The sequence below is a fragment of the Armatimonadota bacterium genome, from assembly GCA_031081585.1.
Classification (GTDB): Bacteria; Sysuimicrobiota; Sysuimicrobiia; order Sysuimicrobiales; family Humicultoraceae; genus Geohabitans; species Geohabitans tengchongensis.
The window spans coordinates 1-11,939 of sequence record JAVHLY010000050.1 but is presented as its reverse complement, the minus strand read 5'-3'; the positions used below and the strand labels follow the sequence as shown (position 1 = coordinate 11,939).

Here is an 11,939-nt window from a genome sequence, read left to right as displayed (position 1 = left end):
ACCGTGCTGAGGTCGAGCAGCGAGGTCACCAGCGGCCCCGAGGCCACCGCGGGGTCGCGGCCGGCGCGGATGAGCAGCAAGGGGATGGTCATCCCGGCGGCGGCGGCGATGAGCAGGGCGACCGCCATGGCGATCCCGGTGATCAGCGCCAGCGTGGGGACGCCCTGCCACCCCAGGGCCACGCCGGCCACCAGGGCGGCGCTGGCCGCGGCGATCACCGCCGCCACGGCCACCTCCCGCAGGAGGAGCGCCGGCAACCGCTCCGGGGCGATCTCCCCGCGGGCGTACCCGCGCACCACCAGGGCCACCGTCTGGATGCCCAGGTTCCCGGCCATGCTGTTGAGCACGGGGATGAAGTAGGCGATGGCCACGAGCGTGCGCAGCGCGCCGGCGAACCCTTCGATGACCCGCGCCCCGACCAGCTCGATCAACACCGCCAGCAGCAGCCAGGGCAGGCGCAACAGCGCCATGCGGTCGGTGCGGAGCTCCTCCCCCTCCACCCGGGCCGCGTCCTCGCCCACGCCGGAGAGCTTGAGGATGTCCTCCTCGGCCTCCTCCTCGAGGACGTCCAGCACGTCGTCCAGGGTGACGACGCCCAGCAGCCGGCGCTCACCGTCCACCACGGGCAGCGCCAGCAGCCCGTACCGGTCGAAGAGGCGCGCCACCGCCTCCTGGTCCTCGTCGGCGCGCACGGCGATGACGCGGTCGTTGGTGATCTCGTCGATGGCCCGGTCGGGGTCGGCCAGGATGAGGTCGCGCAGCGAGAGGACGCCGACCAGCCGCCCCTGCGCGTCCACCACGTAGACGTAGTAGATGGTCTCGGCGTCGGGGGCGCGCCGGCGCAGCACCTCCAGGGCCTCGCCGGCGGTGATCCCCTGCGGCAGGGTGACCACCTCGGTGGCCATGAGGGCCCCCGCCGTCCCCTCCCGGTAGGGGAGGAGCGGGAGGACGCGCCCGGCCTCCGGAGGGGCCATCGTGGCCAGCAATCGCCCGGCCGCCTCGGGGCCGAGCTCGCTCAGGAGGTCGGCGGCCTCGTCGCTGGACATCTCCTCCAGGAGGTCGGAGGCGCGCTCCACACCCAGCAGCGGGAGGACCGGTTCCACCCGCTCCGGTCCCAGCGCCTCCAGGACCAGCCCAGCCTGCGGCGGGGGAAGGGAGGCGAGGACCTGGGCCAGGTCCTGGTCGGGGAGGTCCCGCAGGAGCTCCGCCGCGTCCGCGGGGTGGAGCCGCAGGGTCCGGTCGCGCAGCGCCTGAAGGCGGGGCTCGAGCGTGGTCATGGGCGCAACCGCAGCAGGACTGCGGCCAGGGAGAAGTAGAGCGTGACGCTGGCCAGGTCGGTGACAGTGGTGACGATCGGCCCGGCCGCGATCGCGGGGTCGACCCGGGCCCGGCGCAGCGCCACGGGGACGAGGACCCCGGCGGCGGCCGCCACGGTCAGCGTGACCAGCATGGCCAGGAGGAGGACCAGGCCGAGCCAGGGGTCGTGCTGCCAGGCCACCCCCACGCCCCCCAGCAGCGCCCCCACCCCCAACCCCAGGCGCAGCCCGGTCGTGGCCTCGCGGCGCAGGGCCGTCCCCAGGCGCGGCGGGCGCGGACCGGCCAGCCCGCGCACGGTGAGGGCGAGGGACTGCGTGGCCACGTTGCCGGCGGTGGCCATCATCAGCGGCATGAAGAAGACCAGCACCAGGAAGGTCTCGATCACCGGGGTGAAGAGCCCGACCACCGCCGCCGCCAGCAGCGCCGTGCCGAAGTTCACCACCATCCAGAAGGTCCGCCGCCGCGCCGCCGACCAGGGGAAGCCGTCCAGCTGCAGCGTCTCCTCGGCCACCGGGCCGGTGAGGGTGAAGACCTCCTCGCTGGCCTCCTCCTCCACGACCTCCAGGATGTCGTCGGCGGTGACGATGCCGAGCAGCCGCCCGGCCCCGTCCACCACCGGCACGGCCAGCAGGTCGTACTTCTCGATCAGGTGCGCCACCTGCTCGCGGTCGGCCCAGGGGCTGGTCGTCACCAGTCCCGTGGTCATCACCTCGCGCAGGGGGGCGTCCGGCGGGGCGACGATGAGCTGGCGCAGGGTGACCACGCCCACCAGCCGCGCGCCCTCGGTAACGTAGACGTAGTAGAGCAGCTCCGCCTCCCGCCCGCGCCGGCGCACCTCGGCGATGGCCTGCCCCACCGTGAGGTCGGCGGGGACGGTGACCAGGTCGGTGGTCATGAGCGCCCCGGCGCTCCCCTCGGGGAAGCGCAACAGCTGGCGGATGCGCTCCGCCTCCTCGGCCCCCATGAGGCGCAGCAACCGGCCGACGCGCTCGGCCGGCAGCTCCCCCAGCAGGTCCACCACCTCGTCGGTGGCCATCTCCTCGAGCAGCCCGGAGACCTGCTCGTCGGTGAGCGCGCGCACGAGGCCCACCTGCTCGTCCGGCTCCAGTTCCTCCAGGACGGCGGCGGCGCGCTCCTCGTCGAGCAGGAGGAGGAGGGCGAGGCGGTGCGGTTCCGCGAGGCGGCGCAGCAGCTCGGCCAGGTCAGCCGGATGGAGGCCCTCGATCAGGGTGTGGAGGCGCCCGACGGTGCGCGACTCCAGCGCGGCGGCGGCCTCGCGGACGAAGGGGTCGGTGATCATGGCTCGGGCGGGCGGCGGGGAGGCCCCACCGCCTCCCTCCATGCTGCCGTCGGGCGGGAGGCCCGACAAGGCCGCGGGAGCTCGCGGCCGGCGCCCCCTGGCTACTCGGGCGCCGCCCGGCTACTCGGGGTAGAAGGCGCGGATGAGGGCGGGCTTCTCGCGCCAGTCGGGCGTGACCGTCACCCAGAGGTCCAGGTAGCAGCGGCGGCCCAGCAGCGCCTCCACCTCGCGGCGCGCGGCCGTGCCGATGGCCCGCAGCATCGCCCCGCCGCGCCCGATGAGGATCTTCTTCTGGGAGGGGCGCTCCACGTGGATGGTGGCGCGCACGTAGAGGGTGCCGTCGGGCCGCTCGGCGAACTCCTCGACCTCCACCGCCACCGCGTGCGGGACCTCTTCCCGGGTGTGGTGGATCACCTGCTCGCGGATGAGCTCCCGCACCAGGAACTGCTCCGGCTGGTCGGTGAGCATCTCCTCCGGGTAGTAGGCGGGCCCTTCGGGGAGGTGGGCGATCAGCCCCTGGAGGAAGGCCTCCACCCCCTCCCCCGTCACCGCGGAGAGGCGGTAGGCTGCCGCCAGCGGCACCAGCGTCCGGGCCTCCGCCTCGGCACGCCCGGGATCGGCCCCCGAGCGGTCCACCTTGTTCACCGCCAGCACCACCGGCGCGCGGACGCCGCGCAGCGCCGCGGCTACGGTGCGGTCCTCCTCGGTGAGCGGGGCGGAGGCGTCCACCACCCACGCCACCACGTCGGCGTCGTGCAGGGCCCGCCGGGCCACCTCCACCATGATGGCCCCGAGCTGGTGGCGCGGCCGGTGCAGGCCGGGCGTGTCGATGAAGACCACCTGGGCGTCGGGACGGTGCAGGATGCCGCGCAGGACGGTGCGGGTGGTCTGCGGCACGGGGGCGGTGATGGCCACCTTCGTCCCCAGCAGCTGGTTGAGCAGGGTGGACTTCCCGACGTTGGGGCGGCCGGCCAGGGCGACGAACCCGGACCGGTGCACCGGCGGCGCCCCGTCAGCGACGGGGGCGGGCGCGGCGCGGGGTCCGTCCGGCATGAGCCGGGGTGCGGGTACCGCGGTCGCGGGCCCGGGGCCGGGCGGCCGCCAGCGCGGCGCGGGTGAACGCACCCGGCAGGAGGTCCGCGAGCCGGCGCACCTGCACCCGCCCGCCCCGACCGGCCAGGTAGACCTCCGTCACCCCAAACTCCGCCATCACCTGGCGGCAGGCCCCGCAGGGGGCGGCCTCGGGCCCGCCCACGGCCACGGCCACGGCGCGCAGGCGGCGGTGCCCGGCCGCCACGGCCGTGATGATGGCCGCACGCTCGGCGCACAGCGAGAGCCCGTACGACGCGTTCTCCACGTTGGCCCCGGTAAAGACCGCCCCGTCGGCGGTCAGCACGGCGGCCCCCACGCGGTAGCCGGAGTAGGGCGCGTACGCCCGGCGGCGGGATGCGCGCGCCGCGGCCACCAGGGCTGCGGGGGTGGCGCCGGCCCCCCGCACCGGCCGGACCGCCGTCGCGCGGGCCGCGGCGGCGCCCCGGGGTGTCACGAGGCCACCTCCTCCCGTCGTCGCTGGCCGATGGCGGCGACGAGCGCCTCCGGCGGACGGGACATGCCGCCGGAGATGATGAAGCGCAGCGCCTCCTCGACGGTGAGGGCCACCGGGACCGCTTCGTCGGGCCGGGTGATGACCACGAACCCGGCGGTGGGGTTGGGAGTGCCGGGGACGAAGACGTGCACCGCCTCGCCCCCCGGACCCGCATGCCGCCCTGTGATGAAACCGAGCGCATAGGTCCCCCGGCGCGGCCACTCGATGAGGACGACCTGCTGGAAGGCCGCCCGGCGGTCCCCCAGGATCGAGCTGCTCAGGTCGCGGATGGAGGAGTAGATCGTCCGGGCCAGCGGCAGGCGCAACACCAGTCCCTCGATCCAGGCGATGACCCGCCGCCCCAGCATGTTGCTGGCCACCGCCCCCACCAGCAGGATCAGCGCGACCCCGGCGATGAGCCCGAGCCCCGGGACGTTCCACCCCAGCCGCCGGAAGAGCGGCAGCAGGACGCTGTCCAGCGTGGTGAAGAGCCAGCGCAGGACCAGGAAGGTGACCGCCAGTGGCAGGACGACCAGCAGGCCGGCGATCAGGTAGGTGCGCAGGCGGTGGCGCACTACGCCTCGGGGCCCCCGGCCGCGCGCGCCACGGGCGCCCCCTCCGGCACCCGGCGGATGCGCACGGCGGCGACCCGCGGCCCGTCCACGCGCTCCACGACGATCTCCACCCCGTCGTAGGCGACGCGCTCTCCCGCCTCGGGGACGCGCCCCAGCAGGCTGGTGACGAAGCCGCCGATGGTATCCACCTCGCCGACGGGGAGGGCCAGGTGGAGGAGGTCGTTCACCTCCTCCAGGTGCATGCGCCCGGCCACCACCGCCTCGCGGTCGCTCACCACCTCGACCAGCGGTTCCTCCACGTCGTATTCGTCCAGGATGGGGCCGACGATCTCCTCCAGCAGGTCCTCCAGCGTGACGAGCCCCGCCGTCCCGCCGTACTCGTCCACCACCACGGCCATGTGGACCTTGCGCCGCTGCATCTCCCGGAAGAGCTCGTCGAGGCGCTTCGACTCGGGGATGAAGTAGGCCGGCCGCATGAACTGGCGCACCGGCGCGTCGGCCAGCCCCGCCGCCAGCGGCCGCAGCAGGTCCTTGTAGTAGAGCACGCCCACGATGTTGTCCAGCGACTCGTGGAAGACCGGCAGGCGCGAGTGCCCGGTGGCCACCAGGCGGTCTACCGCCTGACGCACCGTGGCGGTGTCCTCGATGGCCTCCATGTCGATGCGCGGGACCATCACCTCCCGCGCCACCGTATCCCCGAACTCGAAGATGGAGTGGATCATCTCCCGCTCGTCCCGCTCGATGACCCCCTCGGCCTCGCCGCGCTCCACCAGCAGCCGGATCTCCTCCTCCGTCACCAACGCGTTGGGGCGCACGCGCGCCCCCAGCGGCAGGACGACCACCCGGCCGGCCAGCGCCAGGGCCCGGACGAGCGGCGCCAGCGCGACGGCGAGGACCTGTACCGGTCCGGCCAGGACCGGGGCCAGCCGGTCGGCGAAGCGCGCCCCCAGCGCCCGGGGCACGAGCTCCCCCAGGAGGAGCAGCAGCGCGGCGGTGACGAGGAAGGCCGCCAGCGCCGCCGCTCCCGGCCCCCACCAGCGCAGGAAGAGCACGACCGCCACGGCGGCCGCGCCAACGTTGGCCAGGGTGTCGGCCACGAGCAGCGTGGAGTGGACCCGCACCGGGTCGGCGATCAGGCGGAGGGCGCGGCGCGCCCGCGCCTCGCCGGCGTCGGCCCGCTGGCGCAGGCGCTGGCGGTTGGCCGCCAGCAGGGCCACCTCCGCCGTGGAGGCGCAGGCGGACAGGAGGGCCAGGGCCACGTACAGGACCAGCCCGAGGGGACTATCTGATGCGTCCAAGGAGTGCGATCACCATCCGGCCGCCCGCTCGCCGGGCGGCCCGAAACTCGAAAGGCGGAGAGTCGACTCTCCGCCCGTCGCGGTCACGTCACCTACCAGTATACCACAGGGCGGAGGCGCCACCAGGGGCGCCACCGCACCTCTACGGTCACGCTCCCGCCGTCGCCGGCCAGGCGCAGCAGGTCGAGCGTGGTGCCGCCCAGCGTCAGGTGCGGCGGCGCCGCCGCGCTCACCCGGATGGCCAGGCGCGGCAGCGCCCGGTCCGCGCGCAGCTGGAAGTGCCCGTCCTCCGTGGTGTAGCCGCTCGAGGGCAGGCCGGCCCCCTGCGCGGTGAAGGTCATCCCCACCAGGCGCAGCCCCGGCCGCGCGGCCTCGTAGTGCTCGACCACGGGCGTCCGCTCCACCGAGTGCACGTAGGTCACCCGCAGCGGCAGGGGCGCGCGCAGCGGGACCTCCAGGGCGACGCGCGGGCGCACCGCTCCGGCCGGGATGACGGTGACCGTCACCACCCGCACGGGCCAGGCCAGGGCGGCGAGCAGCACCACCGCCGCCCCCGCCGCCCCGGCTGCCACCAGCCGCACTACCTCGCCTCCGCGCGCTGCCGCACTACCCCGCCTCCGCACGCTCCAGGTCGGGTTTGTCCCTTCTCGCCGGCAGGACCGCCCGGGGGAGGAGCCGCTGGATCAAGGCCACCCCGACGAGGAGCACCGCGCCGGCCACGTCCCAGGTCACCCGGTGGAAGATCAGGCTGACCGCCGCCAGCAGGAGGAGCACCCGCTCCAGGGCCGAGGCCGGCCGCAACAGGTACCCGGAGGCGGCGGCGGCGAGCGCGATGACGCCGAGGACGCCCGTGAGCGTCGTCGTCACCACGGCTTCCAGGCCGGCCCCCTGGAGCAGCAGGGCCGGGGAGTAGACGAAGACGAAGGGGACGATGATGCCGGCCAGCGCCACGCGGGTGGCGGCAAGCCCGGTGCGCAGCGGGTCGGCCCGGGCGATGCCGGCGGCGGCGTAGGCCGCCAGCGCGTCGGGCGGGGTCAGGTCGGCGATCACCCCGAAGTAGAAGATGAAGAGGTGCGCCGCCAGCGGCGGGACGCCGAGCTGGGCCACCGCTGGCGCGGCGATGGCCGCCAGGATGATGTAGGTGGCGGTGGTGGGGATGCCCGAGCCGATGATGGTGCAGGCGACGGCCACCAGCACCAGCGTCAGGAAGAGGTTGTGCTGGCCCAGGGCGACGGTCAGGCTGACAAACTTCAGCCCCAGCCCGGTGAGGGTGACCACGCCGATGATGATCCCCACCACGGCGGTGGCGACGGCCACGCTGATGGCGTTGCGGGCGCCGTAGACCAGCGTGCCCCAGATGTCCTGCAGGTAGGCGGCGAGACGAACGGGCAGCGCGCCGCGGTGGGTCTTGAGCACGGTGATGACGTGGACGGCCGCCGAGACGACGATCCCCCAGAAGGCCGCCGTCACCGGCGTGTAGCCCTCCAGGAGGAAGCCCACGACGAAGACCAGCGGGGCCACCAGGTAGCCGCGGCTCCACAGGATCGCGCGCACCGACGGCAGCTCGTGGCGCGGCAGGCCGCGCAGGCCCAGCCGCTTCGCCTCGAAGTGGATCATCATCGCCATGGCCAGGAAGTAGAAGATGGCCGGCAGCGCCGCCGCCTTGGCGATGGTCAGGTAGGGCACGCCGAGGAACTCGGCCATGACGAAGGCCGCCGCCCCCATCACCGGCGGCATGAGCTGCCCGCCCACCGAGGTGGCCGCCTCCACCCCGCCGGCGAAGACCGGGTGGTAGCCCAGGCGCTTCATCAGGGGGATGTTGAAGACCCCGTCGGTGACGACATTGGCCACCGAGCTGCCCGAGACCGTGCCGATGAAGGCGCTGGAGAGGACGGAGACCTTGGCCGGCCCGCCGGTCATCCACCCGGCCAGGGCCATGGCGATGTCGACGAAGAGCTGGCCGAGCCCGGTGCGCTCCAGGAACGCGCCCAGCAGCACGAACATGAAGACGAAGGTGGCCGACACGCCCACGGGGATGCCGAAGACCCCCTCGGTGGTGAAGAACATGTGCTCGATGACCCGGGCCACCGTCACCGGCGGGACGCCCAGCGCGCCGGGGAGGAGGTGGCCGACGAAGGGGTAGACCAGGAGGACCAGGGCGATGAAGGGCAGCACGCCCAGCACCCGCCGCCCGGCCTCCAGGACGACCAGCACCCCCAGCACGCCCACGGCCAGGTCCAGGGGGGTGAGGCGCCCGGCCCGCACCGCCAGCCCGGCCTGGTTCACGAAGACGTAGAGCATCACGCCCACCGCCACGAGGGCCTGCACGACGTCCAGCACGCCGAAGCGGCGCTGGTCGCTGTGGCGGCGCCGGATGGGGTAGAGCAGGAAGACCACGGCCATGACGAAGGCCAGGTGGGCGGAGCGCTGGCGCAGCGTCTCCAGCGCGCCGAAGCGCGCCGTGTAGAGGTGGAAGAGCGACATGAGCCCGGCGATGACCGCCACCGTCGCGGCGAACGGTCCGACCAGCCGGCGGTAGCCGAACTCCGGCTCCACCTCGCGCAGGACGGCCTCCACCGCTTCCCGGTCGGCCGGGGGGACGGTGGGGTCGGCCGGGGGGATGGTCGGGCCGCCCGGCTGGTCGCTCCAGACCTGGACGTCGGGGGGACGAGATGGGCGGGGGAGGTCGCTCATGGCAGGTGGGGGAGGAGGACGAGAACCCCGGCGGCGGCTGCGCCCGCGGCCAGCACCAGGACGGCGGCGGCGGCCAGGTCCTTGGCCGCCCGGGCGGGGGATGGGGGGTGGACCGCTACCCGGTCGGGATTGGCGGCGTGGGCCCCCGGGTCTGGACGGGCCGGATGACCCGGGGGGCGTCCGTTGGAGCTCAGCAGGTCGACCAGCATCTCCACCGCCGTGTTGAACAGCTCGGCCGCCACCACGAGGGCCGCGGCCAGCACGAGCACCGCGCGCTCCGCACTCCCCAGGGGCAGGAGGGCCACGGCCACGACCACCGCGGCGGCGGCCACCGCGTGGATGCGCAGGTTCCGCTGCGTGCGCCAGGCCAGGGCCAGGCCGCTGAGCGCAAACCGGAAGGACTGGGCGAGGGTGTGCTTCACCGCCGCTTCGCGCCCCGTGCCGCCGCCCGGCGCCGGCGGTAGAAGGCCTCCAGGAGCGCCTCCTGACGGGCGCGCATGCGCCGGGCCCCCGCCGGGGCGGTGTCGTCGTAGCCCAGCAGGTGGAGGACCCCGTGGATGACCAGGAGCGCGAGTTCGCGGGCGGTCGAGTGCCCGAGCGCCGCAGCCTGCACGGCCGCCCGTTCGGCGGAGAGCACCACGTCCCCCAACACCACTCCTTGCCCACCGCCGAGGGCCATCAGGCCGGGCCCCGAGCGGCCAGGCGGGGCCTGAGGGAAAGCCAGGACGTCCGTGGCCCGGTCCTCCCCGCGGTAGCGCCGGTTGAGCGCCCGGATCGCCGCGTCGTCCACCACCGCGATGCTCAGCTCCACGTCCCGCGGTGCCCCCTCGGCCCGCAAAGCATGGCGCGCCGCCCGGCGCAGGGCCGCCGCTGACACCCGCACCGCCCGCTGTCGGTTCGCCACCGCCACCCGCACGTCGTCAGCGGATGCGGGCGAGGCGCTGGCGCCGCATGGTGACGTCGCGCTCCAGCTCCGGGTATTCGATGCGCGGGTGGAAGATCCCGGTGAGGATCCGCGTGAACGCCTGCGCGATCCGCTCCAGGTCCCGGAAGGTGAGGTCGCACTCGTCCAGCTGCCCGTCCTCCAGGCGGTCGCGGATGATGGAGCGCACCACCTCGTAGATGCGGTCCGGCGTGGGGCGCTGCAGCGAGCGCACCGCTGCCTCCGCTCCGTCCGCCAGCATGACGATGGCCGTCTCCCGCGACTGGGGCTTGGGGCCCTCGTAGCGGTAGGTGGCCGCCTCCGGCTCGTCCCCGCGCTGCCGGGCCCGGTGGTAGAAGTAGGCGATCAGCGTCGTCCCGTGGTGCTGGGGGATGAAGTCGGCGATGACCCGGGGCAGCCGGTACTCCCGCGCCAGCTCGAGCCCGTCCTTCACGTGCGCCGCCACCACGAGCGCCGAGAGGCTGGGGGACATCCGCTCGTGGGGGTTCTCCACGCCGATCTGGTTCTCCCGAAAGAAGACCGGGCGGCGGATCTTGCCGACGTCGTGGTAGTAGGTGCCCACGCGCACCAGCAGCGGGTCGGCACCGATGGCCTCCGCCGCCGCCTCGGCCAGGTTGGCCACGATGATGCTGTGGTGGTAGGTGCCGGGCGCCTCCAGCTGCAGGCGGCGGAGCAGGGGGTGGCCCGGGTTGCTCAGCTCCAACAGCTTGATCGGCGTGACCAGGCCGAAGAGGTTCTCCAGGTAGGGCAGCAGCCCGATGCTCATGACCCCCACGAGCAGCCCATTGGCCATGCCGAAGGCGGCGTCGGTGACCAGGCGCGGGTAGAGCGGGTGGCGCTCGAAGAGCCCCACCGCCCCCACCGTCGCGGCGGTGGCCAGGCCCACCTTCAGCCCGGCCACCACCAGGTCGGTGCGGTGGTTGATGCGGCGGATGGCGTACACCCCCACCATGCCGCCGACGAAGGCGACGACGGCCAAGCGGTAGTCGCCGCCCCCCATGAGACCGAGCAGCAGCGCCAGCACCGCCGAGGTGAGGAGGGCCAGGCGCGGCTGCAGGAGGGTCGCCAGCAGGATGGGCCCCACGGCGGCCGGGATCAGGTAGACGTTGTAGCGCGAGGCGATCACCGCCCGCGCCACCACCGCCGTGAGCACCACCACCAGGCTCCACAGGAGCAGGTGGCGGTCCACCCGCCAGATCTCCCGCTGGTACTCGACCAGGTAGACGGCGGTGACGGCGAGCAGGAGGGCGATCACGGCCGCGCTGCCCAGCACCGTCTCCCAGCCCGTGGGCGCGCCCAGCAGGCCGAGGGCGGCCAGGCGCTGCATGTGCTCCTCGGTGATGCGGTCGCCGCGGCGGACGATCACCTCGCCGCGCAGGACGCGTACGCGCACCGGCTGGACCGCCTCGGCCGCCTCACGGCGCAGGGCGCGCGTGGCCGCCTGGTCAGCGAAGAGGTTGGGGCGCACCGCCGCCTGGCCGACCGCACTGGCCACGGTGAGGGCGCGCCCCCGCAGGCCGGAGGCCTGCAGCATGCGGCGCACGCGGGCCCGGGCGTCGTCGAGCTGGTCCAGGCGCACCCCCTCGGCCATCACCTCGACCACGACCTCCTCGGCGGCGCGCTGGGCCTGGCGCAGCACCGCGGGGTCGAGGGAGAGCCCGGCGGCCACCGCCTCCGGGTCGAGCGTCACCCCCACCTGCTCGCGCAGGGCCGCGCGGCGCTCCAGCACGGTGAGGTGTCCGGCGGTCTGCAGCCGCAGGAGGGCGTCGAAGACGCGGCGCACGGCGGTGCGCGCCGAGGCCGTGGCCGCCGGGGCCGGCCGGTAGACCGGCTCCACGGCGGCCGCGGCCAGGCGGCGGCGGGCGGCGGTCTGCACCTCGTCCACGTACTCCACCGTGCGCGGGGCTTCGATGTCGCGCGGGGCGATCTGGCCGGGGCGCACCTCCAGCGGCCGCGGCAGCGCGTGGAACGCCGTGGCGGCCAGGAGGGCGAGGAAGGTGAGGAACCCGATCAGGCCCTTGCGGACCCCGGGGTGCGCCAGCGCGGTGACCGGGAACCGCCGCGCGCGCTCGAGGGCGCTCATAAGCCCTACAAGTGTAGGGGTGGGCCTTCGACCTTGTCTAGCGGGCGATCCGCCTCATAATTCAGGTTACCGAGCGGGGTAGTGTTGCCTCATAAATCCGGTTACCGGATCAGGAGGCACCATGAGCTCGCAGAGCATCCGGGA

At 74.5% G+C, this 11,939-nt stretch carries 11 protein-coding genes; all 11 read right to left on the bottom strand.

Annotated features, from left to right (window positions below):
- Window positions 1–1,277, bottom strand: a 1,277-nt coding sequence (mgtE, locus tag RB146_13460) for a magnesium transporter (GenBank protein MDQ7829975.1), incomplete at its 3' end; no start/stop codon positions are given.
- Entirely contained in the window at window positions 1,274–2,617 is a 1,344-nt protein-coding gene (gene mgtE / locus RB146_13455) for a magnesium transporter (protein MDQ7829974.1), read from the bottom strand. The genes mgtE (RB146_13460) and mgtE (RB146_13455), both read right to left, overlap by 4 nt.
- Before the next feature lie 120 nt (window positions 2,618–2,737).
- Window positions 2,738–3,616 carry a GTPase Era gene (era, locus tag RB146_13450; GenBank protein ID MDQ7829973.1) on the bottom strand — a complete coding sequence of 293 codons (879 nt, stop codon included), beginning with the start codon at window positions 3,614–3,616 and terminating at the stop codon, window positions 2,738–2,740.
- A gap of 13 nt (window positions 3,617–3,629) precedes the next feature.
- Window positions 3,630–4,163 (bottom strand): cytidine deaminase, encoded by a 534-nt coding sequence (locus RB146_13445; protein ID MDQ7829972.1) that lies wholly within the window; start codon window positions 4,161–4,163, stop codon window positions 3,630–3,632.
- On the bottom strand, window positions 4,160–4,777 hold the full coding sequence (locus tag RB146_13440; protein ID MDQ7829971.1) for a DUF502 domain-containing protein: 618 nt from the start codon (window positions 4,775–4,777) through the stop codon (window positions 4,160–4,162). The genes RB146_13445 and RB146_13440 overlap by 4 nt, the downstream gene beginning before the upstream one ends.
- On the bottom strand, window positions 4,777–6,075 hold the full coding sequence (locus RB146_13435; GenBank protein ID MDQ7829970.1) for a hemolysin family protein: 1,299 nt from the start codon (window positions 6,073–6,075) through the stop codon (window positions 4,777–4,779). The genes RB146_13440 and RB146_13435 overlap by 1 nt, the downstream gene beginning before the upstream one ends.
- Window positions 6,076–6,167: 92 nt before the next feature.
- Window positions 6,168–6,656, bottom strand: coding sequence for a DUF1850 domain-containing protein (locus RB146_13430; GenBank protein MDQ7829969.1), 489 nt, complete (start codon window positions 6,654–6,656; stop codon window positions 6,168–6,170).
- 25 nt (window positions 6,657–6,681) lie between these two features.
- A complete protein-coding gene (locus RB146_13425) occupies window positions 6,682–8,769 on the bottom strand; it encodes a TRAP transporter permease (protein MDQ7829968.1) in 2,088 nt (695 codons plus the stop codon).
- On the bottom strand, window positions 8,766–9,191 hold the full coding sequence (locus tag RB146_13420) for a diacylglycerol kinase (protein ID MDQ7829967.1): 426 nt from the start codon (window positions 9,189–9,191) through the stop codon (window positions 8,766–8,768). The genes RB146_13425 and RB146_13420 overlap by 4 nt, the downstream gene beginning before the upstream one ends.
- A complete protein-coding gene (gene ybeY, locus RB146_13415) occupies window positions 9,188–9,673 on the bottom strand; it encodes an rRNA maturation RNase YbeY (protein ID MDQ7829966.1) in 486 nt (161 codons plus the stop codon). Before ybeY ends, RB146_13420 begins: the two co-directional genes overlap by 4 nt.
- A 16-nt stretch (window positions 9,674–9,689) precedes the next feature.
- Window positions 9,690–11,795, bottom strand: coding sequence for an HDIG domain-containing protein (locus RB146_13410; GenBank protein MDQ7829965.1), 2,106 nt, complete (start codon window positions 11,793–11,795; stop codon window positions 9,690–9,692).
- Window positions 11,796–11,939: the final 144 nt, after the last annotated feature.

Bases quoted from the DNA above. Each gene is read 5' to 3' on its own strand.
- RB146_13425 (MDQ7829968.1), bottom strand. From the start codon at position 8,769: ATGAGCGACCTCCCCCGCCCATCTCGTCCCCCCGACGTCCAGGTCTGG.
- RB146_13410 (MDQ7829965.1), bottom strand. From the start codon at position 11,795: ATGAGCGCCCTCGAGCGCGCGCGGCGGTTCCCGGTCACCGCGCTGGCG.
- mgtE (MDQ7829974.1), bottom strand. From the start codon at position 2,617: ATGATCACCGACCCCTTCGTCCGCGAGGCCGCCGCCGCGCTGGAGTCG.